The organism is Amycolatopsis speibonae (assembly GCF_042647925.1).
Taxonomy (GTDB): Bacteria; Actinomycetota; Actinomycetes; order Mycobacteriales; family Pseudonocardiaceae; genus Amycolatopsis; species Amycolatopsis speibonae.
This window is the reverse complement of the sequence record NZ_JBHRWK010000086.1, coordinates 1-22,726: the sequence shown is the minus strand read 5'-3', so window position 1 is coordinate 22,726 and position 22,726 is coordinate 1. Positions and strand designations below refer to the sequence as shown.

The 22,726-nt window shown below is 69.3% G+C and carries 21 protein-coding genes and 2 pseudogenes; 12 read left to right on the top strand and 11 right to left on the bottom strand.

Going from position 1 to position 22,726, the window contains the following annotated elements:
• Nucleotides 1-161 precede the first annotated feature (161 nt).
• Genes ACFOSH_RS38310 through ACFOSH_RS38295 form a run of 4 tightly spaced genes read left to right on the top strand, consistent with a single transcriptional unit; the run spans nt 162 to nt 3,601 of the window.
• On the top strand, nt 162-1,562 hold the full coding sequence (locus ACFOSH_RS38310) for a fatty acid desaturase (RefSeq protein WP_378245655.1): 1,401 nt from the start codon (nt 162-164) through the stop codon (nt 1,560-1,562).
• A complete protein-coding gene (locus ACFOSH_RS38305) occupies nt 1,559-1,753 on the top strand; it encodes a ferredoxin (RefSeq protein WP_378245653.1) in 195 nt (64 codons plus the stop codon). Before ACFOSH_RS38310 ends, ACFOSH_RS38305 begins: the two co-directional genes overlap by 4 nt.
• A gap of 2 nt (nt 1,754-1,755) precedes the next feature.
• Complete coding sequence (locus tag ACFOSH_RS38300; RefSeq protein WP_378245651.1) at nt 1,756-2,964, top strand: NAD(P)/FAD-dependent oxidoreductase; 1,209 nt, start codon at nt 1,756-1,758, stop codon at nt 2,962-2,964.
• Between the two features lies 1 nt (nt 2,965).
• A complete protein-coding gene (locus ACFOSH_RS38295) occupies nt 2,966-3,601 on the top strand; it encodes a TetR family transcriptional regulator (RefSeq protein WP_378245649.1) in 636 nt (211 codons plus the stop codon).
• Here the strand turns inward: ACFOSH_RS38295 and ACFOSH_RS38290 are convergent.
• The gene (locus ACFOSH_RS38290) at nt 3,575-3,862 is read right to left on the bottom strand and encodes a hypothetical protein (RefSeq protein WP_378245647.1); all 288 of its coding nucleotides are present in this window, start codon (nt 3,860-3,862) and stop codon (nt 3,575-3,577) included. The genes ACFOSH_RS38295 and ACFOSH_RS38290 overlap by 27 nt on opposite strands.
• 116 nt (nt 3,863-3,978) lie before the next feature.
• On the opposite strand from ACFOSH_RS38290, the gene ACFOSH_RS38285 reads away from it, so the two are divergent.
• The gene (locus ACFOSH_RS38285) at nt 3,979-4,281 is read left to right on the top strand and encodes a DUF1905 domain-containing protein (RefSeq protein WP_378245645.1); all 303 of its coding nucleotides are present in this window, start codon (nt 3,979-3,981) and stop codon (nt 4,279-4,281) included.
• A gap of 3 nt (nt 4,282-4,284) precedes the next feature.
• On the opposite strand, the gene ACFOSH_RS38280 is transcribed toward ACFOSH_RS38285, so the two are convergent.
• Complete coding sequence (locus ACFOSH_RS38280) at nt 4,285-5,265, bottom strand: ArsR/SmtB family transcription factor (protein WP_378245643.1); 981 nt, start codon at nt 5,263-5,265, stop codon at nt 4,285-4,287.
• Between the two features lie 66 nt (nt 5,266-5,331).
• On the opposite strand from ACFOSH_RS38280, the gene ACFOSH_RS38275 reads away from it, so the two are divergent.
• Nucleotides 5,332-6,519: an MFS transporter gene (locus ACFOSH_RS38275; RefSeq protein WP_378245641.1), complete on the top strand. Its 1,188-nt coding sequence runs from the start codon at nt 5,332-5,334 to the stop codon at nt 6,517-6,519.
• Here the strand turns inward: ACFOSH_RS38275 and ACFOSH_RS38270 are convergent.
• Genes ACFOSH_RS38270 through ACFOSH_RS38245 form a run of 6 tightly spaced genes read right to left on the bottom strand, consistent with a single transcriptional unit; the run spans nt 6,506 to nt 11,155 of the window.
• Nucleotides 6,506-6,727: a hypothetical protein gene (locus ACFOSH_RS38270; protein WP_378245639.1), complete on the bottom strand. Its 222-nt coding sequence runs from the start codon at nt 6,725-6,727 to the stop codon at nt 6,506-6,508. The genes ACFOSH_RS38275 and ACFOSH_RS38270 overlap by 14 nt on opposite strands.
• 1 nt (nt 6,728) lies before the next feature.
• A complete protein-coding gene (locus ACFOSH_RS38265) occupies nt 6,729-7,919 on the bottom strand; it encodes a cytochrome P450 (protein WP_378245637.1) in 1,191 nt (396 codons plus the stop codon).
• Complete coding sequence (locus ACFOSH_RS38260) at nt 7,916-9,085, bottom strand: NAD(P)/FAD-dependent oxidoreductase (protein WP_378245635.1); 1,170 nt, start codon at nt 9,083-9,085, stop codon at nt 7,916-7,918. The genes ACFOSH_RS38265 and ACFOSH_RS38260 overlap by 4 nt, the downstream gene beginning before the upstream one ends.
• Nucleotides 9,082-9,276 (bottom strand): ferredoxin, encoded by a 195-nt coding sequence (locus tag ACFOSH_RS38255; RefSeq protein WP_378245633.1) that lies wholly within the window; start codon nt 9,274-9,276, stop codon nt 9,082-9,084. Before ACFOSH_RS38255 ends, ACFOSH_RS38260 begins: the two co-directional genes overlap by 4 nt.
• Complete coding sequence (locus ACFOSH_RS38250) at nt 9,273-9,947, bottom strand: TetR/AcrR family transcriptional regulator (RefSeq protein WP_378245631.1); 675 nt, start codon at nt 9,945-9,947, stop codon at nt 9,273-9,275. Before ACFOSH_RS38250 ends, ACFOSH_RS38255 begins: the two co-directional genes overlap by 4 nt.
• 5 nt (nt 9,948-9,952) lie before the next feature.
• Nucleotides 9,953-11,155: a cytochrome P450 gene (locus ACFOSH_RS38245; protein ID WP_378245629.1), complete on the bottom strand. Its 1,203-nt coding sequence runs from the start codon at nt 11,153-11,155 to the stop codon at nt 9,953-9,955.
• Between the two features lie 117 nt (nt 11,156-11,272).
• Here ACFOSH_RS38245 and ACFOSH_RS38240 point away from each other — a divergent pair.
• Nucleotides 11,273-12,724: pseudogene (locus ACFOSH_RS38240) on the top strand (MFS transporter); the annotation flags it as partial.
• Here ACFOSH_RS38240 and ACFOSH_RS38235 read toward each other — a convergent pair.
• Nucleotides 12,636-14,666 (bottom strand): MMPL family transporter, encoded by a 2,031-nt coding sequence (locus ACFOSH_RS38235; protein WP_378245627.1) that lies wholly within the window; start codon nt 14,664-14,666, stop codon nt 12,636-12,638. The pseudogene ACFOSH_RS38240 and the gene ACFOSH_RS38235 overlap by 89 nt on opposite strands.
• 106 nt (nt 14,667-14,772) lie before the next feature.
• On the opposite strand from ACFOSH_RS38235, the gene ACFOSH_RS38230 reads away from it, so the two are divergent.
• The gene (locus tag ACFOSH_RS38230) at nt 14,773-15,255 is read left to right on the top strand and encodes a MarR family winged helix-turn-helix transcriptional regulator (protein ID WP_378245625.1); all 483 of its coding nucleotides are present in this window, start codon (nt 14,773-14,775) and stop codon (nt 15,253-15,255) included.
• A 49-nt stretch (nt 15,256-15,304) separates the two neighbouring features.
• On the top strand, nt 15,305-16,756 hold the full coding sequence (locus tag ACFOSH_RS38225) for an SDR family oxidoreductase (protein WP_378245623.1): 1,452 nt from the start codon (nt 15,305-15,307) through the stop codon (nt 16,754-16,756).
• Nucleotides 16,757-17,032: 276 nt separating this feature from the next.
• Here ACFOSH_RS38225 and ACFOSH_RS38220 read toward each other — a convergent pair whose 3' ends face one another.
• Complete coding sequence (locus ACFOSH_RS38220) at nt 17,033-17,638, bottom strand: hypothetical protein (RefSeq protein ID WP_378245621.1); 606 nt, start codon at nt 17,636-17,638, stop codon at nt 17,033-17,035.
• 94 nt (nt 17,639-17,732) lie between these two features.
• Between ACFOSH_RS38220 and ACFOSH_RS38215 the strand changes: the two genes are divergently transcribed.
• From ACFOSH_RS38215 to ACFOSH_RS38205, 3 genes and pseudogenes are all read left to right on the top strand, one after another.
• Nucleotides 17,733-18,410 (top strand): response regulator transcription factor, encoded by a 678-nt coding sequence (locus tag ACFOSH_RS38215; RefSeq protein WP_378245619.1) that lies wholly within the window; start codon nt 17,733-17,735, stop codon nt 18,408-18,410.
• Nucleotides 18,403-19,791, top strand: a complete 1,389-nt coding sequence (locus tag ACFOSH_RS38210; RefSeq protein WP_378245617.1) for an ATP-binding protein — start codon at nt 18,403-18,405, stop codon at nt 19,789-19,791. The genes ACFOSH_RS38215 and ACFOSH_RS38210 overlap by 8 nt, the downstream gene beginning before the upstream one ends.
• A 56-nt stretch (nt 19,792-19,847) precedes the next feature.
• Nucleotides 19,848-20,813: pseudogene (locus ACFOSH_RS38205) on the top strand (acyltransferase family protein); the annotation flags it as partial.
• 156 nt (nt 20,814-20,969) lie between these two features.
• On the opposite strand, the gene ACFOSH_RS38200 reads toward ACFOSH_RS38205, so the two are convergent.
• Nucleotides 20,970-22,418, bottom strand: coding sequence for a DHA2 family efflux MFS transporter permease subunit (locus tag ACFOSH_RS38200; protein WP_378245615.1), 1,449 nt, complete (start codon nt 22,416-22,418; stop codon nt 20,970-20,972).
• Nucleotides 22,419-22,726 lie beyond the last annotated feature (308 nt).

Genomic DNA, 22,726 nt, shown 5'->3' with positions numbered 1-22,726 from the left:
CGCGGCGGTCGTCACAAGTTAAGTAAGTTTCCTTACAAATACAAGATATCGCCAAGTTCTCACGAAGTGAAGCAACGGCGGGTTTACAAATGGTGTCCACTTGTCAAACCGGGTGTACATCGCCTACAGTTTTGTAAACCCAGCCAACGGAGGAGGGTGCGATGAGCGAGTTGACGGGCACGATCCCGGCGGGCTCGACCGACCGGTGGACCGATCGCAAGCGATATCTCTGGCTGATCGGCCTGGTGGTGCCCTCGCTCGCGTTCCTGGCCATCGGGCTGCACGCGGCCACCGGCTGGGGTGTGTGGTTCTGGATCGGGCCGATCGTGATCCTGGTGGTCGTGCCGCTGATCGACCTGGTCGCCGGGCTGGACCGGGACAACCCGCCGGACGACGTCATCGAACGGCTGGAGAAGGATCGCTACTACCGGTGGATCACCTTCGCGTTCCTGCCCATCCAGTACGCGGGTTTCGTGGCCGCGTTCTGGCTGATCTCCCGCGGTGAACTGTCCGTTGTGGACAAGATCGGCCTGGCGATCTCGATCGGCTGCATCGGCGGCATCGGCATCAACACCGCGCACGAACTCGGGCACAAGAAGGAGAGTCACGAACGCTGGCTGTCGAAGATCGCGCTGGCGCAGAGCTTCTACGGCCACTTCTACATCGAGCACAACCGCGGCCACCACGTCCGGGTGGCGACCCCGGAAGACCCGGCCAGCAGCCGGGTGGGGGAGAGCTTCTACCGATTCTGGCCGCGCACGGTGTTCGGTTCGCTGAAGTCCGCGTGGGCCCTGGAGCGCAAGCGGTACGCCCGGCGCGACAGGCATCCGTTCCGGATCGGCAACGACGTGCTCAACGCCTGGCTGATGTCGGCGGTGCTGTGGGCGGCGATGACCGTGTGGCTGGGCCCGGGAATCCTGCCGTACCTGGTGATCCAGGCCGTGATCGGGTTCTCGCTGCTGGAGGTCGTGAACTACATGGAGCACTACGGCATGCGGCGGCAGAAAGTCGGCCCGCCGAACCGGCGCCGGTACGAACGGGTGGATCCCAGCCACAGCTGGAACTCCAACAACATCGCCACCAACGTCCTGCTGTACCACCTGCAGCGGCACAGTGATCACCACGCCAACCCGACCCGCCGCTACCAGACGCTGCGCGATTTCGCGGAATCGCCGGCCCTGCCGACGGGGTACGCCGGGATGATCGTGCTGGCGCTGTTCCCGCCGGTCTGGCGCCGCGTGATGGACCCGCGGGTGCTCGCGCACTTCGACGGCGACCTCTCCCGCGCCAACATCCAGCCGTCGAAGCGGGGCAAAGTCCTGGCACGCTACGGAACCCGTGTCACGGCGACGTCCGAGGTCACCGACGACACGCACGGCGACGCGACCGAGGGCGGGATGTGCCCGGGCTGCGGCTACGTCTACGACGAGAAACTCGGCGACCCGCGGGAGGGTTTCGCCGCCGGAACGCCGTGGTCGGCGATCCCGGATTCGTGGTGCTGTCCGGATTGCGGCGTGCGGGAGAAGGTCGATTTCGTGGCACCGGGAAGGGTCGGAGCATGATGAAGATCGAGGCGGACCGCGCGAAATGCGACGGGCTGGGTATGTGCGAAGCGATGGCGCCCGACTTCTTCGAGGTCGGTGACGACGGCACGGTCGTGGTGCTCGACGAACTGCCCGGCGAGGAATACCGGCAGGACCTGTCGGCCGCCGTCGACGCTTGCCCCGTCCTCGCCCTGAAGCTGCGGGACTGACCATGACGCTGGTCGTCGTGGGCGCGTCACTGGCCGGATTGCGTGCGGTGGAGGCCGCGCGCCGGGACGGGTACCGAGGGCGGATGGTGCTGATCGGAGCCGAGGAGCATCCGCCCTACGACCGGCTTCCGCTGTCGAAAGCGTTCCTCGACGCGGAAGGTCCGGGGCGGATCGAACCGTTCCACGGTGCGGCCGCGTTGCGCGACGAACTCGGCGTCGAACTGATGCTCGGCGCGCCCGCGGACGGGCTCGACGCCGCCGCCCGCGAGGTATCGGTGGCGGGGACGGCCGTTCCGTATGAGGCACTGGTGATCGCGACAGGCGCGACCGCGCGACGGCTGCCCGGAAGCGAGGGGCTCGCCGGGGTCCACACGCTGAGGACCGCGGAGGACGCCCTGGCCGTCCGGGCCGCGCTCGACAGCGGGGCGCGGACTGTCGTGATCGGGGCGGGTTTCATCGGCTCGGAGGTCGCCGCCGCGGCCCGGAAGCGCGGGCTTCCGTCGACGATCGTCGAGGCTCTCGACGTGCCGCTCACCCGATCCGTCGGGGCCGAGGCCGGCGCGGTGTGCGCTTCGCTGCACCGGGAGGCGGGCACGGAGCTGCGGTTGTCCACGACGGTCACCGGCCTGGAATCCGAAGGCGGCGTGGTGACCGGTGTCCGGCTTTCGTCCGGCGAGGTGCTGCCCGCGGACCTGGTCGTCGCCGGTATCGGCGTCGTCCCGGCCACCGGCTGGCTGGCCGGGAGCGGGGTCCCGCTGCACGAACGCGACGGCGGCGTGGTGTGCGACGCGACGCTCGCGACCGGAGTGCCCGGCGTGTACGCCGCCGGGGATGTCGCCCACGCCGAGAACCCGCTGTTCGACGGCGAACTGATGCGGCTGGAGCACTGGACGAACGCCGCGGAGCAGGGTGCCGCTGCCGCTCGTCACGCCCTGGCACCGCAGGCGGCTCGTGCGCTGGCGCCGGTGCCGTACTTCTGGTCGGACTGGTACGACCACCGGATCCAGTTCGTCGGCACCCCGCACGCGGACGAGGTGGTGACCGCGGTCCCGGCTTCCGGCGGCTTCACGGCGCTGTACCGGCGCGGGGACCGGATCGTCGGCGCGCTCACCATCGACCGGCCGCGCGAGATCATGAAGTACCGCCGCCACATCGCGGGGCGGGCGCCGTGGCCCGAGGCGCTGGCGTTCGCCGAGGCGTCGGCTGCCTAGAATGACGATCATGAGCGAGGCACCCTCAGCCGCGGCCACGGGTGGCCCGTACCGGCAGCCGATCGTCGCGTCGGCGATCGAGCTGACCGTGCGTTCGGGCTGGTCCTCGGTGACGATGAGCAAACTCGCGGAGATCGTCGGCGTCAGCCGCCAGACCGTCTACAACGAACTCGGCTCGAAGACCCAGCTGGCCGAAGCGATGATCTCGCACGAGCTCGCCCGGTTCCTCTCGGTCGTCCGTGACGCTTTCGAACGGCATCCCGAAGACCTCGTCGAGGCGATCCACGACGCCGTCCGAGGCGTTCTCGAACTCGCCGACGACAACCTTCTGCTGCGCAGCATCGTCTCGGCCACCCACGGCGCCGACACCGAACTGCTGCCACTGCTGACGGTCCGGGCGGGCAGCCTCCTGGGCGAAGCGACGATCATGCTGCGCGGCCGTGTCCGCGTCTACGGTCCGCCGTTGGACGGCGAGCAACTCGACGTCGCCATCGACGTCGTGGTCCGGACGGTGCTGAGCCACATCATGCAACCGTCGGACACCCCGGCGCGCACGGCCGACGCGCTGGCGTGGATGGCTTCGCGGGTGCTCGGCGCGAGCACGAGCCGCTCACTGCGGCATCCATCGCGGGATTAGGCCCGCTGTCTCCGCCGGGCTCAGGTGGGTGTTGTCGACGCGCAGGTGACCCCAGACGTTCGTGTAGACGAGCCCCGGCAGGTCCGCGTCGGCCGCCTCTTCGATGACCCGGCGGCGGAATTCGTTGACGAGTCTGCCGGACGGCGGCGAGCCGAACGGGAAGATGCCGAGCACCGGCTCGACGGCCATGTGGTTGTGGAACAGCTTGAACCCGGTGAGGTGGCCTCGCCGCCCTCGTCGCCCCGACCGGGTGGACGGCACGCGTGATCCGATGGACGACACGCGTGATGGGCGGCACGACACGCGTGCGGGCAGGCCCTCGCACCCTGCCAAGTGACGCGGGCGGAACTGTCGGTCCCGTATGCGAAGCTCCACCGATGATCGTTGTGTTCGATGCCGAACTCTGGGTCTGGGACGCCCGCCGTGGGGAGACCTGGACCTTCGTGAGCCTGCCTCAGGACGTTTCCGAGGAGATCCGTGAGATCACCGACGGGCCGCGACGCGGGTTCGGGGCGGTCCGCGTCCAGGTCGGTATCGGCGGAAGCGAATGGACGACTTCGATCTTCCCGGACTCGAAACGCGGCGTGTACGTGTTGCCGGTCAAGAAGGCTGTCCGCAAGGCCGAAGGAATCGAGGAAGGTGATGTAGCGAAGGTGACCGTCGAGCTGGTCGACCTCTGACCGTCAGAGCAGGCGCTGACCGAGTGGGGTCGTCAGGTAGAGGACGTTGCGGCCGGAGCGTTCCCGCGCGACCAGACCGCTGTCCCGCAGGACCTTGAGGTGCTGGGAGACGGCGCTCGGTGTCACGCCGAGAGCCTTGGCCAGGTCGGTCGTGGTCGCGGGGGAGGACAGCGCCGTCAGGAGGTCGGCCCGCGTCCGCCCCAGCAGCCGTACCGCGCTGGACCCGGGTGCTCGGGTTCCGGCCGCCCACAGCGCGCCGGTTCCCCGCGCCGGATAGCGGATCGTGGTCTGGGTCGAGGTGTTCTCCTTGACCAGGACATACGGCGACCCGAGGACGACAGGCATCAGCACGAGACCACCCGGCCCTCGCGTGATGACACGATGCTGATCGCGCCACCGCTCGCCCGCCAGGATCACCCGGTCGGTCCGCCAGCGCAGATCCGCGTGCAGGTCGGCGAACAACCGCTCGGCACCGCCCGCGGTCAGCGCGCGGGCGCGGTACCCGACATCGGCGTCCAGGACCGCCCGGATCCGCGGCCAATGCGGTGCGACAAGGCGGTCGTGGGCCTCACGCAGTTCCTTGGCGACCTCCCGCAGACCGGACGCGGGGTCCTCGGCGAGGGCCGCGACCGCGCGCGGAAGTTTGTCGCCGAAGACCCGGTCGAGGCTCGCCCTCACCCGGTCTTCAGGGGTTCGCCGCAGCGCGACGAGGTCGTTTTCGAGGGAATCCCCTGAGTCCCGCGGGGCCGGGACGAGGAACTCCGGCCAGCCGAGCCTGCCGGTCACGAGCAACGGCCAAGTTCGCGAAAGGTCGAGCGGCTCGCTGTCGAGTTCCTCGCGCGCCCACCGAAGCCAGGGCAGGTTGACCGCGTTCCGGTCGATCCCGGCGAGCTGCTGCAGACCGGCCACGGTCTCGGACAGTGGCGAGATCGCGAACCGGGTCGCGGCCAATTCGGCGACACCGAGTTCGATGGTCATCGGCATCGCCCGAGTATGTAGCCCAGCGCTAAATGGTGTCTCCGGAACGCCGGACGTCGCCACGATCCGATCATGACCGACCTGCCCCGCGCCTACCGACGACTGTGGTGGGCCACCGGGATCGACAGCCTCGGAAACGGCGTCTTCACCGCGGCGTTGCCGCTGCTGGCCGTCACGGTGAGCCGCGACGCGAGGGACATCGCCCTGGTCTCCGCCGCGACGTACCTGCCGTGGCTTCTGCTGTCGCTCACCGCCGGCTCCGTCGTCGACAGGGGCGACCGAACCACCCTCATGTGGCGAACGCAGACGCTCCAAGCCCTGATCGTCGGCGTGCTCACCGCGCTCGTCGCGGCCGAGGTCGTCACCGTGCCCATACTCGTCGTGCTCGCGTTCGCGCTGGGGTCGTGCGATGTCTTCTACGACAACGCGGCGCAAACGGCGCTTCCGGATCTCGTCGGAAAAAGCCGACTGCACCAAGCGAACGGCAGTCAGCAGGTGGCGATGATCGTCGGCAGGCAGTTCCTGGGCCCGCCGCTCGGGAGCCTCTTCTTCGCCCTCGCCTGGACGCTGCCCTTCGCCGTCGACGCCGTGTCGTTCGTCTTCGCGGCCATGCTTCTGGCCAGGCTGCCCAAGCGACGACACACGCACTCGGAACCAGTGAAGGTCCTCGATGGCCTTCACTGGCTGAGGAAACACCGTCTGTTGCGAGCCCTCGCCTTGCTGCTCGGCATCAACACCTTTTGTGGCCAGCTCGGGAACGCGACTCTCGTCCTGTTCGTGACCGACGTGCTGCATCTCGGCGCGGGAGTGTTCGGTCTGCTGCTCGCCGGGGCGGCGCTCGGCGGCGTCGCGGGCGGGCTGGTGATCAGGCGGCTGGTCGCCCGGCTCGGCGACCTTCGCGCGCTCCTTGTCTCGCTCGCCGTGAACGCCGTCGTCTTCGTCGGTATGGGGTTCAGCCCGAACGTGGCCGTGCTCGGCGGGCTCTGGGCGGTGAGCGGGTTCGTGACGACGATCTGGAACGTCGTCACCGTCAGCGTCCGGCAGCGGCAGGTGCCGTCGTCCTTGCTCGGCCGCGTCAACAGCGTCTACCGGCTGCTCGGCTGGGGGCTGATGCCGCTCGGCGCGCTGACCGGCGGCCTGCTCGCGCACAGGTTGGGGCTACGCGTTCCCTACCCTGTCGCGGGTGTCGTGCGCGGCCTCGCGCTCCTGGTCGCGCTTCCCGTGCTGATCCCGGCGATGCGGGAAGCTACTCCTCGGTGAGCTCGGCCAGCTGGTCCGCGGCGTCCTGGTTACCTCGCTCGGCCAACCGGCGCAGCTCGTCCAGCGCGCCCAGTTCGGTCGCCGTTTCGATCAGCTGGTCGGCCGCGTCACTGCTGCCGCCGTCGGCCAGCCGCCGGAGTTCGGCCAGGTCGCCGCGCTCACCGGCGTCCTGGATCCGCTCGTCGATGGCGTCCTGGTCTTCGCTCATGTCACCAGGCTACGGGCAGTTCGTACACCCCGTAGACCGAACCGTCGTGCTTGAACTTGACCTCCGACAGGTCCGTGGCGAGCCGGAGCGACGGGATCCGCCGGTACAGCGTGCTGTAGACGACCTGCAGTTCCATCCGCGCCAGCGGCTGGCCGAGGCACTGGTGCACGCCGAAGCCGAAAGCCACGTGACGGCGGGAATCGCGGCGCAGGTCCAGCCGGTCGGGATCGGGGAAGACCTCGGGATCGCGGTTGCCGACGTCGTTGGCCAGGATGATGCCTTCACCCGCCCGGATGACCTGACCGGCGATCTCGATGTCCTCGAGCGCGACCCGCCGACGTCCGTTGTGCGTGATGTGCAGGTAGCGCAACAGTTCTTCGACGGCGGAAGCGACCAGTTTCGGGTCGTCCGTCTCGCGGAGCAGGGTGAGCTGGTCCGGGTGTTCGAGCAGCGCGAGGGTGCCCAGCGCGATCATGTTGGCGGTGGTCTCGTGCCCGGCGATCAGCATGAGGACGCCCATCCGGGCCGCCTCCTGGCGGGTCAGCTCACCGGCGTGGATCCGCTCGGTGAGACCGGACAGGAGATCTTCGCCGGGCTTTTCGAGTTTCTCGCCGATCAGCTTTTCGAGGTACTCGCCCAGCGCGGCGCCCGCGGCGGCCTTCGCTTCCGGGGTGGTCTCGCGGTTGATCAGGACGTTGCTGTTGTCCTGGAAGAAATCGTGATCGGCGTAGGGGACACCCAGCAACTGGCAGATCACCAGTGAGGGCACCGGAAGCGCGAACGCCGTGACGAGGTCGGCGGGGTTCGGTCCGGCCAGCAGTTCGTCGATCAGGTCGTCCACGATCTTCTGGACGTCGGGCCGCATGGCCTCCACCCGTTTGATGGTGAACGGCGCGGTCACCATCCGCCGCAGCCGGGCGTGCTCGGGGTCGTCCATCAGGATGAAACTGATGGATCCGCTGCGCAGCGGTGTCGGGCTCGGGTACCCGGGCCGGCTTATGTCGGCGCTGACACGAGGATCCGAAAGCAGTTTCCGCTGGTCGGCGTAGCGGGTCGCGAGCCAGGGGGTGCTGTCGTCCCACAACCGGACCCGCGCGAGCGGGGTCTCCTCCTGCAACGACCGGATGGCGGGCGGCGGGTCGAACGGGCAGCCCGGAGCCCTGGCGGCGGGAAAGGACGGTGTGGTGGTCAAGGCTTTCCTCCAACGAGAACGCCGACGAGTTCCGGGCGGCGCAGGCGGGCTTGTTTGGGCATGTTCCAGCCGAGGACGCCGGTCACCACGCCGTTGCGCCGGTACTGCGCGACGAAGCGGCGTTCGGCAAGAGAACCCTCCACAATAGACACTTCGGCGTCCGCGAAAAGGGTTCCGTGCACGTGGATCTTGGCGTCGAACTGGTCGGTCCAGAAGTAGGGGACCGGGGTGTAGGGCCGGTCGTCGCCCAGGATGACCCCGGCGACGTGGCCCGCCTGCTCGGTGGCGTTGGTCCGGTTCTCCAGCCGCAGAGCCACATCGAGCGTTTCGTGATGCCAGCGCGCGACATCGCCGACGGCGTGGACGCCCTCCGCGGCGCGGCATCGGGAGTCGCAGACGACGCCGTTCGCCAGCGCGAGTCCGCTGCCTTCGAGCCACTCCGTCGCCGGTGCGGCGCCGAACGCCACCACGACGACGTCCGCGGGGAGTACCTCGCCGGTCTCCAGCCGGACGCCGATGACGCGTCCGTCGCGCGAATCCAGTCCTGCGACCGCCGCACCGAGCCGAAGGGTCACGCCGTGAGAGGTGTGCAGATCCGCCAGCAAGTCCGAGACCACCGGGCCGAACCGGTCCGCCAGCGGCGCCGGCTGCGGTCCCGCGAGGGTGACCCGCACTCCCATCCCGGCGGCGCTCGCGGCGATCTCGGTGCCGAGGACACCGTCGCCGACGACCACCGTCTGGGAACAGGAGAGCAGATCCGCCCGCAGGGCCAGCGCGTCGTCGAGAGTGCGGAGGACGTGAACACCGTCGAGACCGTCCTGGCCGGGGAAGGCCCTCGGCCGCAGACCGGTGGCGATCACGATCCCGTCCGCGGTCAGCGCCCGCCCCGATTCGGTGTGGACAGTGCGTTCCCGGACGTCCAGCGAAACGGCCGGGTCGCCGAGCAGGAACTCGGCGTCCAATGTGGACAATCGTTCCGCCGTGCGCAGCTGGGTCCGCGAGGGCTCCCACTGGCCGGAAAGGACCTGTTTGGACAGTGGAGGCCGGTCGTAGGGGAGATGCGGCTCGGCGCCCAGTACCGTGATCCGCTCCGAGTACCCCTTGCGGCGCAGGGCTTCCACCGTGCCGAGGCCGGCGGCTGAGGCGCCGACGACGAGCAGGGTCATTCGCTCACCGTGATGGCCGCGCCGGGGCAGACATCGGCGGCCTCGCGGACGATGTCGTGCAGGCCGGTGCCGGGCGTCTCGTCGAGGAGGAGCACGATGCCGTCCTCCTCCCGCTGGTCGAACACGTCGGGGGCGAGCAGCACGCAGGTTCCGGCGCCGCAGCACTTGTCCTGGTCGACGGTGATCTTCATGGTCGCTTTCCTTCGTCCGGGCCGGGAGTGACCGGTGCGAGCCAGATCCCGGCGAGTGCGTCGATGAGCCCGGTCGCGGCGTCGTGCCAGGTGGACCGGGGAGTGGGGGTGCCCTCGGCGAGAGCGCGTTCGCGTTCGGCGACCATGTGGACCAGCAGCTGGCGGGCCATGTCGCCGCGTTCGGCGCGGACGTCGGCGGGCAGTTCGGGCAGGCAGCGGTGCAGCCCCTCGACGATCCGCACCAGTGACGGCGAGGTCAGCGATTCCTCGACCATGATCGGGCGGAGCGCGGGATCGGTCATCACCTGTGCGCCGAACCGCGCGAACCAGGTGGGGCTCCCGAGCGTGGCCAGATGCTCGGCCACCGGGGTGACCAGGCAGCCGATCCAGTCGCGCAGGTCCGTGCTTTCGCCGATGCCCGCCAGCATCCGGCGGCGGATCTCCTCGATCTGCCCCGAATGCCGCCGCGCGATCGCGCGGACCAGATCGGCCTTGGTGCCGAAGTGGTAGCCGACGGCGGTGTTGTTGCCCTGTCCCGCCGCCTCGCTGACCTGGCGGTTGGACACCGCGAACACGCCGTGTTCGGCGAACAGCCGCTCCGCCGCGGTCAGGATCAGTTCCCGCGTCGCGTGCGCCCGTTCGGCGCGGGCACCGGTGATCTCACTCGTCATGGGCATCACCATCGCACGGGCAGTTCCCGCAGTCCGCCGACGGCGAGCCCTTCGACCTTGCGCAGGTCCGCCGCCGCGACGGCGAGTTCCAGCGTGGGCAGTTTCTCCAGCAGGACCCCGAGGACGACCTGGAGTTCGGTACGGGCGAGCGGCTGCCCGAGGCACGCGTGCGCGCCGGCGCCGAACGCCAGATGCGCGTTCGGGCTGCGGTCGAGCGTCATGTCGGCCGCGCCGTCGAACGCGTCTTCGTCCCGGTTGGCCGAAGCCATGCTGCACATCGCGGTGGTGCCCGACGGCAAGGTGGTCCCGCCGACCTCGAAATCCTCGGTGAGGAAACGCGACATGCCGATACCCGCGTTGGCGTCCATGCGAAGGGATTCCTCGACGGCGGTGCGGATCAGCGACCGGTCCGCGAGCAGCGCTTCCCAGCGGCCGCGGTCCTCCAGCAGCATCGCCACCATCTTCGCGATCATGTTCGCGGTGGTCTCGTGCCCGGCGATCAGCAGGCCGATCCCGGTGGCGACGAGCAGCGCGTCGGACCAGCGCTCGCCGTCGGCGTCGGTGTCGGTGATGAGCGCGCTCAGGATGTCTTCGCCGGGCTCCGCCCGCTTGGCCGCGATGTGCCCGCCCATGTACCGGCCGAATTCCGCCTGCGCGACGTCGAACTCCGCCTGCGTGTAGCGCGTCATGCTGAGCATCACGTCGGACCAGTGGGCGAACCGTTCCCGGTCGGTGTCCGGGACGCCGAGCATGTCGCAGATGACCCACACGGGCAGCGGAAAGGCCACGCCCGCCTTGAGATCCGCGGGTCCGCCCTTCGCGACCATCTCGTCGATCAGCTGGACGGCCATCGCCTCCATACGCGGCCGCAGCGCGTTCATCCGCTTGGCGGTGAACCACTTCCCGAGCATCCGGCGCCATTTCAGGTGCGCTTCGCCGTGCTGGGGGATCACGCCCGCCATCTCGCTGTTGAAGACCCCGCCCGACTCGGTGTCCGCGACCCTCGCCGCCTTGTCCTCGGGGGTCGGCCTGGTGAACCGCGGGTCGGACAAGACGCGTTTGACGTCCGCGTAGCGCGTGATCAGCGCCGCTTCGTCGCCGCTGGCGAGGGTGACTTTGGCGACCGGGCACTTCGAGCGGAACTCGGCCCATTCCGCGGGCGGCGCCAAGGCCGCCTCGGTCGGGAACGGGAAGCTCGGCAGCGTCATCGAGGGCTCCTTCAGCGTGGTGGGCGCGTGATGCACACAGTGCCCGGACTGTTGGCATAAGTCAATCAACTGACTTAAGTTGGAGAAGTTCGTTCCCGATCTCCCCGGAGGCCCCGTATGACTCAGCCCGTGCCACGCCCTCAAGTGGTCGTGGTGGTGCTGGCGCTGGGCGGGATCGTGGTCTCGCTGATGCAGACTCTGGTCATCCCGCTGATCCCGAAGCTGCCGGAACTCCTGGACACGTCGCCCGCCGACGCGACCTGGGTCATCACGGCCACCTTGCTCGCGAGCGCGGTCGCGACGCCGGTCGTCGGCAGGCTCGGCGACATGTACGGGAAGCGGCGGATGCTGCTGGTCAGCCTCGGCATGCTGATCGCCGGTTCGGTCGTCGCCGGGCTCAGCGACACGCTGGTCCCGATGGTCGCCGGCCGGGTGCTGCAAGGCTTCGCGGCCGGGGTGATCCCGCTCGGGATCAGCATCATGCGCGACGAACTCCCGGCCGAAAGGCTCGCTTCGGCGACCGCGACCATGAGCGCGTCACTCGGCGTCGGCGGTGCCCTCGGCCTGCCCGCGTCGGCGTTGCTCGCCGAGACCGCCGACTGGCATCTGCTGTTCTGGACCGCGGCCGGGCTCGGTGCGGTCGTGACCGCGCTCGTGCTGGCTTTCGTCCCCGAATCGAGCGTGCGCAGCGGCGGCCGGTTCGATCTCGTCGGTGCGGCGGGACTCTCCACCGCGCTGGTCTGCCTGCTGCTGGCGATTTCGAAGGGCGCGCAGTGGGGCTGGGCGAGCGGGCGGACCCTTGGCCTGTTCGGGGCCGCCGCGCTCGTCCTGCTGCTGTGGGGCGGTTGGGAACTGCGGACGGCCCGGCCGCTGGTGGATCTGCGGACGACCGTCCGGCGTCAGGTCCTGCTGACGAACCTGTCGTCGATCGTGTTCGCGTTCGCCATGTTCGCGCAGTCGCTGGTGCTGCCGCAGATCCTGCAGCTGCCGTCGGCGACCGGCTACGGACTGGGGCAGACCATGCTGGTCACCGGCCTGGTGATGGTGCCGTCCGGGGTCGTGATGATGCTGACCGCCCCGCTGTCCGCGCGGATCACGAAAGCGCGCGGCCCCAAGGTGACGCTGATGCTCGGCGCGCTCGTGGTCGCCGCGGGCTACGGCCTCGGCACCGTCCTGATGGCGAGTGTGTGGCATCTCGTGCTGGTGTCCGCCACGATCGGCGCGGGCATCGGGCTCGCGTACGGTGCGATGCCCGCGCTGATCATGGGCGCGGTCCCGGTTTCGGAGACGGCGGCCGCGAACAGTCTCAACACCCTGATGCGCGCGATCGGTACTTCGATCTCCAGCGCGGTCGCGGGCGTGATCCTCGCGCAGCTGACCGTCTCCTTCGGCCCGGTTCAGGTGCCGTCCCAAGGCGGCTTCCGGTTGATCATGGGACTCGGTTCGGCGACCGCGCTCATCGCGCTGGCGATCGCCGCGTTCATTCCAGGCCGGTCTTCGCCAGCTTCGACGGCCACCAGATCTTCCGCCCGACGTCCACCGTCAGCGCCGGTACCAGCAGCGACCGCACCAGAAGCGTATCGAGCAGAACGCCGAACGCGACGATGAAAGCCAGCTGAGCCAGGAAGAGGATGGGCAGGACGGCCAGCGCGGCGAAGGTCGCTGCGAGAACCACGCCCGCGGAGGTGATCACCCCGCCGGTGACGCGCAGCCCGCGCAGTGTCCCGTCGCGCGTACCGATTCTGCCCGCCTCCTCCCGGACCCGGGTCATCAGGAAGATGTTGTAGTCGATCCCCAGCGCCACAAGGAAGACGAAGCCGAACAGCGGGACGACCGGGTCGGCGCCGGGGAAGTCGAAGACGTGGTTGAACACCAGCGCCGAGACGCCCATCGTGGCGGCGAAGGACAGCACCACCGTGCCGATCAGCAGCAGCGGAGCGAGCAGTGAGCGCAGCAGCAGGGCGAGCACGAGGAAGATCACCACCAGGACGATCGGGATGATGATCATGCGGTCGTGTTCGGAGGTGTCCCTGGTGTCGAGCAGGGTCGCCGTCGGCCCGCCGACTTTGGTGCCGTCGACAGGATGCACGGCTTCGCGGATCCGTTCGATCGTCGCGACGGCGGCGTCGGAGTCCGGGGGATCGGCCAGTACCGCGTCGATCTTCGCGAGCCCGCCCGCTTCGCCACTTTGACGGACATCGGAAACACCGGGGACGCGCGCCAGCACGGTGACCGCTTGGGCCTGGCCGGCCGGGGCGATGATCACCGTCGGGGAGCCGGAGCCGCCGGGGAAATAGCGAGAGAGGACTTCCTGTCCCGCCACGGAATCGACCGGTGTGAGGAAGACGTCGGACTGCGCGGTGCCGGAAGCCTTGAGCTGCGGCAGGAACGCGCCGCCCGCGAGCAGGACGACGGTCGTGACGATCCAGACCGTGCGCGGCGCGCGGGAGATCCAGCCCGCGACACGGCCCCAGAGTCCGCCGGTGTCCTCCTTCGGTGGCGCCACAGCCGGGCGGAAGGGCCAGAAAGCGTTGCGTCCGCACAAGGCCAGGACGGCGGGCAGGAACGTGATGGTCGTGAGGAACGCGGCGCCGATGCCGATGGCCGCGACCGGGCCGAGTCCCTTGTTGGAGTTCAGGTCGCTGAACAGGAGACAGAGGACGCCGAGGATCACGGTCCCGGCCGAGGCCGCGATCGGTTCGATGGTCGAGCGCCAGGCCGTGCGGAGCGCCGAGCGGGCATCGTCGGTCGTCTTGAGTTCTTCGCGATAGCGCGAAATCATCAGGAGCGCGTAGTCGGTGGCGGCGCCGAAGACGAGGATGAACAGGATTCCCTGACTCTGCCCGTTCAAGGCCAGCACGTCGTGATCCGCGAGCAGGTACACCGCGAGACTCGCGGTCCCCAGCGCGAACACCGCCGACAGCAGGACGAGCAAGGGGAGAAGCGGGCTTCGGTAGACGATGATCAGGATGAGCGCGACCACCGCGCCCGCGACCAGGAGCAACAGCCCGTCGATCCCGCCGAACGCCTCCTTGAGGTCGGCGACCTGGGCGGCGGGGCCGGTCACGAGCACTTTCAACCCGTCGGGCGTGTCACGGGCGAGCGAGTCCCGCAGGGCTTCGACGCTGTCCCCGGGATCGTTCGTGGCGTCCATGAGCACGACGACCTGCGCGCCCGCGTTGCTCTCCGGCGCGGGGATGAGCCGTGCGTTCGAGGTCCGGTCGGCGAGGAACCGTTTGTCGCCCTCGGTCAGGCCCGACGGCCGTTCCGCGACGACGATCGCCGGGATGACGGCGGCGCTGGAGAACTGCTTCTGCAGCTCGCCGACCTCGGTCGCTTCGGCCGACGCGGGCAGGAAACTGCTGCTGTCGTTCTCCGTGACCTGGCTCAGCTTGCCGGCGAAGGGGCCGCTGAACCCGCCGAAGATCAGCCAGGCGACCGCGACGAGGGCGGGGAGCAGCCACCGCAGACGTGACCGCGTGCGGGCGGGGCGTTCGACTTCCGAGATCATGGACGGATGGCTCCTGTGGCATTGCTGCTTCGACGAGTGAATAGTTCGACCATCGAAATAGTAGAGTGGTCACCCGGACGGGGCAACAGGAGGGGAGGTTTCGGACATGGCTGAGGGTGCTGACGAGGTCGAACACGTCACGGACGACGTGCTCGTTCTCCTGCTGCGCCAGCTGACCGTCGAGTCGGATCGGTTCGCCGAGATGTTCGGCGAGGCGCACGGCCTGCACCGGACCGACCTCAACGCGCTCGCGGTGATCATGGACGCGGCCAGGATGGGGACCCCGATGAGCCCGAGCAGGCTCGCGAGCGCCCTGCACCTGAGCGCGTCGGCGACGACGTCGGTGCTGGACCGGCTGGAGCGGGCCGGGCACCTGTACCGGGACCGGAGCGCCACCGACCGGCGGAAGGTCGAGTTGCGGATGCACGACCAGGCGCGGCAGATCGGCGCCGAGTTCTTCCTTCCCCTCGGCGAGCGCTATGCCGCGGCGTGGCGGGACATGGGGGAGGACGAGCGGAGGACGGTCGCCCGGTTCCTCCGCGGCAGCATCGCCGCGACCGTGGAGGTCCGCGGTCGGCTGGCCCCCTGACGGGGTCACTCGGACTGCGCGACGCGTCTTCGCCGGGAACACTCGGGGAATGCGATGCGTGGTGCTCGGGGCGACGGGTTATGTAGGCGGACGGCTGGTGCCGCAGCTGCTCGACGCGGGCCACGAGGTCCGCGTGGTGGCGCGCTCCCCGGAGAAGGTCGCCGAGGAGCCGTGGCGTGACCGCGTCGAGGTCGAACGCGGTGACGTCACCGAGCCCGCCTCGATCGAGACGGCGCTGACCGACTGCGAGGTCGTCTACTACCTCGTGCATTCCTTGGCGCGCAAGGACTTCGTCGAGGTCGACCGGGAGGCGGCGCGGACGGTCGCCGAGGCCGCGAAGACGGCGGGCGCGCGGCGGCTGGTGTACCTGGGCGGCATCGTGCCGGATGACGAGGAGTTGTCGCCGCATCTGGCTTCGCGTGCCGAAGTGGGCCGGGTCCTGCTGGACTCCGGGGTGCCCGCCCTCGTCCTGCAGGCCGCGGTGATCATCGGTTCGGGCTCGGCGAGCTTCGAGATGCTGCGCTACCTCACCGAGCGGCTCCCGGCGATGATCACCCCGCGCTGGGTGCGCAACCGCATCCAGCCGATCGCGATCCGGGACGTGCTGCATTACCTCGTGCACGCCGCCGACCTGCCGTCCGACGTGAACGGCGCCTTCGACATCGGCGGCCCCGACGTCCTGACCTATGTGGACATGATGCGCCGCTACGCCGTGGTCTCCGGCCTGCCGAGGCGCGCGGTCGTGCCCGTGCCGGTGCTGACCCCGTGGCTGTCCGCGCAGTGGGTCAACCTGGTCACGCCGGTGCCGAAGTCGATCGCCGTACCGCTGATCGAATCGCTCGTGCACGAGGTGATCTGTCACGACCACACGATCGTCGACCACATCCCGGATCCGGAAGCGGGGCTGACCCACTACGAACACGCCGTCGAACTGGCGCTGACCCGGACCCGCAACGCCGACGTGCCGACCCGCTGGTCGGACGCGTCGACGGCGCCCTCGGATCCGCTGCCGAGCGACCCGGACTGGGCGGGCGGGACCGTCTACGAGGACAAACGCGAGCAGCGGACCGACGCCTCACCGGAAGCGCTGTGGGACGTCATCGAGTCCATCGGCGGGGAACACGGCTGGTACTCGTTCCCGCTGGCGTGGTCGGTCCGCGGCTGGGCCGACAGGCTGGTGGGTGGCGTCGGGCTGCGGCGCGGGCGGCGGGATCCGCGGCGGCTGCATCTCGGTGAGGCGCTGGATTGGTGGCGCGTCGAATACCTCGACCGGCCGCGTCTGTTGCGGCTGCGGGCGGAAATGAAGCTGCCGGGGCGCGCGTGGCTCGAACTCAGCGTCGAGTCCGATGAGGACGGTGGGACGGTCTACCGGCAGCGGGCGGTTTTCGAGCCGCACGGCCTGGCCGGGCACGCGTACTGGAAGGGGATCGCGCCGTTCCACGGTGTCGTTTTCGGCGGCATGGTCCGCAACATCACCGGTGCGGCGCAAGGAGAGGCCTGACCCCTCGTGAGTGGTCCAGGAGGGTTCTCTTGAGAAGAAGGTCAAAGATGTCGTGTTCGGGTGAGTTGGGCGATCATTCGTGACCAGAGCCGGATCTCGCGTGATCAGAGCCGTAACTCGCGTGATCGGACGCCGTTCACCGTGTTCGCCGTCTGATCACGCGAGATCCGTTCCTGATCACGCGAGTTACGTCTTCGCTCAGCGTGGGTTCAGACACGACACGTTCGCCCCTGCCCGCCAATAACCGTCCTCACCACTCACGAGGTAGGGCCGCGGTCAGGGCTTGAGCGCTTTCAGGGTCTCTTCGGCGCTTTTCCTGACCTTGGCCTTCATGTCCTCTTCCGTGGTGGGCCAGCCGGCGACTTCGCGCGCGTAGCCGCTTCCGGAGACCGTGAGCACCAGCGAACCGTGCCGGATGTCGAACTTGTAGAGCCAGAGTTCGTCCGCGGTCCAGGGCTTCTTGTCGTCGTGCTGCCGGTAGAGGTACGCGGCGGTGCCGAGGCCCTCGACGTCGGACACGGTGATGTCGGTACCGGCGCCCGAGCGTTCGCCGTCGCTCTTCCGGAAGTCGTCGTACATGGCCTTCGCGGCGGGCTCACCCGACGGGTGAATCGCGATGAACGTCGTCAGCGTGGCGTAGCCGCTGGAACCGTCGAATTCCATCTTGCAGTTGCCGCCGTCGAGTCCGGCGACGAGTTTGCTCGGCGTTTTCGACGCCGTGGCGTGGGTGAGTGCTTCGAAATCCGCCGGGTTCACCGCCCCGCACGCGTCGTCGCCGCCGAGCCGGTACGCGGGCGGCGGCTCGGGTTCGGCGGAACATCCGGCGACGAGGACGGCGGCGAGCGCCAGGACGAGCGCCGCGCGGCGGCGGTTGGCGGGCATGAGGCGATGGTGGCAACGGCGTCACCCGCTCATGAGGGCAATTGTGCCCGGCGCGGTGACCAAGTGCGGCCGGGCCGTATGGGATCGTGAGCGGATGAGGATCTTGCTCGTCGAGGACGAGCGACGGCTGGCCGAGTCGCTGCGGGCGGGGCTGAGCGCCGAGGGCTATGCCGTGGACGTCGCGCACAACGGCCGCGACGCGCTTTGGTACGCCGCCGAACATCCGTATTCCGCGATGATCCTCGACATCATGCTGCCCGGGCTCAACGGCTACCGCGTCTGCCGGAAGCTGCGCGAACGCGGCGACAGCACCCCGATCCTCATGCTGACCGCGAAAGACGGCGAGGACGACGAGATCGAGGCGCTGGACACCGGCGCCGACGACTTCCTGCCGAAGCCGTTCTCCTACGGTGTCCTGCTCTCCCGGCTGCGGGCGCTGATCCGGCGCGGGGGAGCGATCCGGCCGGGCACGCTGCGGCTCGGCGACCTCGAACTCGACCAGGCGAGTCACACCTGCCGTCGCGGCACGGCCGAGATCCCGTTGACCACCAAGGAGTTCGCACTGCTGGCGTACCTCATGAAACGGCAGGGCGAAGTGGTCACCAAGGCCGAGCTGCTGGAGAACCTCTGGGACTTCGCGGCGTCGGCGACCGCGAACCTGGTGGAGGTCCACATGAGCGCTCTGCGGCGCAAGATCGACCTGCCGTTCGGGGCGGAGACGATCCGGACGGTCCGCGGCGCCGGCTATCACGTGGTGGGTTCCGGTGCGTAGGTTCTGGCGGACCACCCGGTTCCGGGTCGCGCTGACCGCTTTCCTGGCGTCGATCATCGCTCTGACGGTCGTTTCGGCGTGGCTGGTGCTCGATGCCCAGAACCGGCTGGGCAGCGGCGCCGCGCAGGTGGCGAGGGAGCGGGCGACCGCGGTCGTCCAGGTGCTGAACACCGGCGCCGCTCCGGCCGATCTGCGGCTCCTCGTGCAGGCTTCGATCTACGAGGTGACCACCCAGACCGGCGAGCGGGTCGCGTCTTGTCCCGGCCTGCGTTTCGGGACGATCATCCCGGACGGGGACTTCGGGTACGGCGACAGTGTCCAGAACCTCAAGCCTGGCGCCGTCGACCTCGCCAGGCAGGAGTCCGTCGGCTGCGGGAGCGCGCTCGGGGAAGACCCGGAGAGGAACGGACTCCGGCTGCACGTGGCGGCCACTGTGAGCGGCGACAGCAAGTACCGGGTCTACGGCGCCGCCATCGTCGACGAGTCGGGGCAGGCGGCGCTCGACGCGGTGCGCACGACGCTGCTGGCGGGTGTCCCGGTGATCGCGCTGCTGATCGGGGCGATCGCGTGGTTCGCGGTACGCCGGTCGCTGCGCCCGGTCGAGGTGATCCGGTCCGAAGTCGCGGAGATCGGCGCGCACGACCTCTCCCGCCGGGTCCCGGCGCCGGACAGCGCCGACGAGATCGCGAAGCTGGCCGAAACGATGAACACGATGCTCGGCCGCCTGGACACCGCGGTCACCCGGCAGAGCCGCTTCACCTCGGACGCGTCGCACGAACTGCGCACCCCGCTGGCTTCCCTGCGCACCCAGCTGGAGGTGCTGCTCGCGCATCCGGACAGGCTGGACTGGCGCGAAGCCTGCCGGAACGCCCTCCTCGACGTCACCCGGCTGCAGGACCTCGTCGGCGATCTCGTCCTGCTCGGCAAGCTGGACAACGCCGGACCGGAACGGCTCGCGCCGGTGCGACTGTCCGAAGTGGTCGAATCCTGTCTCTCCGGGCGGCAGGGTGTCCGCGCGGAGATCGCGGGAGACCCGACGGTCCTCGGCAACCGGGGCAGGCTGGAACGGCTGCTGCGCAACCTGGTGGACAACGCGCAACGCCACACCCGCACCGGCGTCGGCGTGGCTGTGTCCACAGTGGACGGATTCGGTGTGCTGACGGTGACCGACGACGGGCCCGGGATCCCCGCCGCGGATCGCGAGCGGGTGTTCGACCGCTTCGTGCGGCTGGACGACGGACGTGCACGCGACGACGGCGGAGCGGGCCTCGGGCTGGCGATTGTCGCCGAGATCGCCCAGGCCCACGGCGGCACCGTCGAGATCGCCGATCACGACGGCGGTGCTCGCTTCGTCGTCCGCCTGCCGTCGGCGGAAGCTTAAGACGTCTTCAGCTTCCTTAAGCTTCGGTTCAGCGTCCGGGCCCGAACCTACGGGCCATGTCCGTCCCTTCGCGCCGCTCTTGGTGGCAGCCACTCGGCCACGCCGACTACCTGGCCTCTTCGTGGTTCCCCGGTCTCACCGGCGTGCGCGCGCTCGCCGCCGTGGCCGTCGTGTTCTTCCACTACGGCGGTACCGCCATGGACCGCCTGCAGGGCTGGATCGCCGTGCAGCTGTTCTTCGTGCTGTCCGGGTTCCTGATCACCACCCTGTCCCTGCGCGAAGAGGGCCGCACCGGCCGGATCTCGCTGCGCGGCTTCTACCTTCGCCGGGTCTTCCGGATCATGCCGGTGTACTTCCTGCTCCTGGCGCTGACCACGCTCGCGGTGCTGCTCGGCGGCACGTATCAGAGCAGCAGGCTCGCCGACGCCATGCCGTACTACCTCCTCTTCGGCAACGAACTCGTCAACTACAACACGCCCTATCCGACTTCGTGGTCGCTGGGGGTGGAGGAGAAGTTCTACCTCGTCTGGCCCGCGCTGCTGGTGCTCACGTCCTTCGCACGAAGCGGGAAGACAGCGCTACGCCTGCTGCTGGGCTCAGCGGCCGTCCTCGGGGTGGTGCTGTTCGCGCTGCCGCTGGCGCCGTCGCATACCTGGGCGAGCCTTTCGGTGCATTACTGCTCGCTGGTGATCGGCTGCCTGCTGGCGATGGTGCTCCATCATCCGCGCGGGTTCGCCCTGGTCCGGCCACTGACCAGGCCTGCCATCGCCACGGCGATCGGCTGTGGGTTCGTCGTGCTGCAGTTCTCCGTCGGCCCGCTGGCGAAGGCACTCGGCGGGCACTGGCAGTTCGTGGTCCCGGTGTACGCGGCAGGCTCGGCGTTGCTGCTCGTGGCCGTCGTTTCGCCCGGCCCGGTCCGGAACCTGCTTTCGAGCAGGCCGATGACCTTCGTCGGCGACCGTTCGTACGCGCTCTACCTCGCCCAGACCGCCGCGGCCGGAGTCACGGGCTGGCTGCTGCCCAGCGGGTTCGCCAAGGCCGCGGCGACCACCGGCGTCGCTCTGCTGTTCGCCTGCGCGCTGCGCCGGTGGGTCGAGCGACCGGCCATCGCCTACGGCCGGAAGGTGCTCGAACGCCCGCCGGACGTCAGGTGGAGGTCACGGCGGGCGCGAGGTGGATCAGTGGTGCGCGGACACCGCGGCGGTGCCGGTGCTCTTCTTGACGAACAGCGAACCGACGAACGCGGCCACACCGACGCAGCCGGCGACCATGAACGTGGTGCGGATCCCCGCCGCGTCGGGGCTGGCGGCCCCGGCCGTGACCGTGCTCGCCGTGGCGACCGCGATGAACACGGCGGTGCCGAGCGCGCCGGCGAGCTGCTGCAGGGTGGCGAGGATCGCGCTGCCGTGTGAATAGAGGTGTTCGGGCAGCGAACCGAGGGACTCGGTCATCAGCGGCGTCATCATCAGGCCGAGTCCGCCCATCAGGAGGACGTGGATGGCGATCACCGCGACCAGCGGTGAATCCGCGCCGAGCAGGGCGAACAGCCACAGCGAGACCGCCATCGCGCCGGCGCCGGGGATGACCAGGGGCCGGGGGCCGAAGCGGTCGTACAGCGCGCCGACCGGGCGGCCGAGCAGCCCGAGGACCAGACCGCCGGGAAGTACCGCGAGCCCGCTGACGAACGTGGTGGTGTGCAGGACTGTCTGCAGGTAAAGCGGAAGCAGGATCGCCGCGGCGCCGAGCAGGCACATGAACAGCAGTGCCGTCAGCACCAGTGAGACGACGAAGCTGCGATGGGTGAACGGGCGCAGGTCCAGCAGCGCGCGGTCTTCCTTCTGCAGGCGCAACTGGCGCCAGGTGAACACCGCGAGCGCCAGGACACCGACGACGATCGGCACCCACGGCGGCACCGGCTGGTGCCCGCCCGCCGACTCGCCGAACGTCGAGAGGCCGTACAGCACGCCGCCGAAACCGAGGGCGGACAGGATCACCGACAACACGTCCAGCGGCACCTTGCGGGTGTCACTGTCCAGCCGCAACCGCAGCACGCCGACCACCAGGGCGGCGATCGAGAGCGGCAGCACGATCCAGAACATCCAGCGCCAGCCGAGCGAGGAGAGCACCGCGCCGCCGATGGTCGGGCCGATGGCGGGGGCGACCGCGATGACGATGGTGATCGTGCCCATCGTGGCGCCGCGCTTCTCGACCGGGACCAGGCGCATCACCGTCGTCATCAGCAGCGGCAGCATCACCGCGGTACCGCAGGCCTGGATGACCCGGCCGGTCAGCAGGAGCGCGAAGCCCGGGGCGAGCGCGCTGACCAGGGTGCCGGTGCTGAACAGGGTCAGCGAGGCGAGGAAGACCTGGCGCGGGGTGAACCGTTCGAGCAGGAACCCGGTGATCGGGATGACGACCGCCATGGTGAGCAGGAAGCCGCTGGTCAGCCACTGCACGGTGGTGGTCGGGACCTTGAGGTCGACGGTCAGGTCACGCAGTGCGACGCTCAGGATGGTCTCGTTGAGGATCATCACGAACGCGGAGAGGACCAGGACCCCGATCAGGAGCCCGGCGCGCGCCGGTGCCCGTTCCTGGTCGTGGGTGGTTTCGGGCATGGTCTCGGTCATCTGTGTGGTGCTCCTGGAGGGGCGCGGTTCCGCGTGGGCCGCCTTCGGCGTCGGCAACGGTGACAGCGAAGGCGAAGCTGATTCAGCGTTCAGTCTGCCTGTGCGGGTCGGTGCGTGTCACGTTTATTTCCGTAGTGAGTACGGTCACTACGCCTTCGGCGGGTATCGGAACCGCACGAGAGCGGAACGGAATTCCGGCCCTATGGGCGCGCCGATAATCAACTCGCTGGTTTGATCTTCGTTGGTGGGGTGATGCCGGTGTTGATGGCGTGGTTGGTGAGGTCTGTAAGGGTGCGGATGTGTGTGCC

Excerpts from the sequence above, each read along its gene's own strand:
- ACFOSH_RS38310 (WP_378245655.1), top strand. The coding sequence starts at position 162 with ATGAGCGAGTTGACGGGCACGATCCCGGCGGGCTCGACCGACCGGTGG.
- ACFOSH_RS38305 (WP_378245653.1), top strand. The coding sequence starts at position 1,559 with ATGATGAAGATCGAGGCGGACCGCGCGAAATGCGACGGGCTGGGTATG.
- ACFOSH_RS38300 (WP_378245651.1), top strand. The coding sequence starts at position 1,756 with ATGACGCTGGTCGTCGTGGGCGCGTCACTGGCCGGATTGCGTGCGGTG.
- ACFOSH_RS38295 (WP_378245649.1), top strand. The coding sequence starts at position 2,966 with ATGACGATCATGAGCGAGGCACCCTCAGCCGCGGCCACGGGTGGCCCG.
- ACFOSH_RS38285 (WP_378245645.1), top strand. The coding sequence starts at position 3,979 with ATGATCGTTGTGTTCGATGCCGAACTCTGGGTCTGGGACGCCCGCCGT.
- ACFOSH_RS38280 (WP_378245643.1), bottom strand. The coding sequence starts at position 5,265 with ATGCCGATGACCATCGAACTCGGTGTCGCCGAATTGGCCGCGACCCGG.
- ACFOSH_RS38275 (WP_378245641.1), top strand. The coding sequence starts at position 5,332 with ATGACCGACCTGCCCCGCGCCTACCGACGACTGTGGTGGGCCACCGGG.
- ACFOSH_RS38270 (WP_378245639.1), bottom strand. The coding sequence starts at position 6,727 with ATGAGCGAAGACCAGGACGCCATCGACGAGCGGATCCAGGACGCCGGT.
- ACFOSH_RS38260 (WP_378245635.1), bottom strand. The coding sequence starts at position 9,085 with ATGACCCTGCTCGTCGTCGGCGCCTCAGCCGCCGGCCTCGGCACGGTG.
- ACFOSH_RS38255 (WP_378245633.1), bottom strand. The coding sequence starts at position 9,276 with ATGAAGATCACCGTCGACCAGGACAAGTGCTGCGGCGCCGGAACCTGC.
- ACFOSH_RS38250 (WP_378245631.1), bottom strand. The coding sequence starts at position 9,947 with ATGACGAGTGAGATCACCGGTGCCCGCGCCGAACGGGCGCACGCGACG.
- ACFOSH_RS38245 (WP_378245629.1), bottom strand. The coding sequence starts at position 11,155 with ATGACGCTGCCGAGCTTCCCGTTCCCGACCGAGGCGGCCTTGGCGCCG.
- ACFOSH_RS38235 (WP_378245627.1), bottom strand. The coding sequence starts at position 14,666 with ATGATCTCGGAAGTCGAACGCCCCGCCCGCACGCGGTCACGTCTGCGG.
- ACFOSH_RS38230 (WP_378245625.1), top strand. The coding sequence starts at position 14,773 with ATGGCTGAGGGTGCTGACGAGGTCGAACACGTCACGGACGACGTGCTC.
- ACFOSH_RS38225 (WP_378245623.1), top strand. The coding sequence starts at position 15,305 with ATGCGATGCGTGGTGCTCGGGGCGACGGGTTATGTAGGCGGACGGCTG.
- ACFOSH_RS38220 (WP_378245621.1), bottom strand. The coding sequence starts at position 17,638 with ATGCCCGCCAACCGCCGCCGCGCGGCGCTCGTCCTGGCGCTCGCCGCC.
- ACFOSH_RS38215 (WP_378245619.1), top strand. The coding sequence starts at position 17,733 with ATGAGGATCTTGCTCGTCGAGGACGAGCGACGGCTGGCCGAGTCGCTG.
- ACFOSH_RS38200 (WP_378245615.1), bottom strand. The coding sequence starts at position 22,418 with ATGACCGAGACCATGCCCGAAACCACCCACGACCAGGAACGGGCACCG.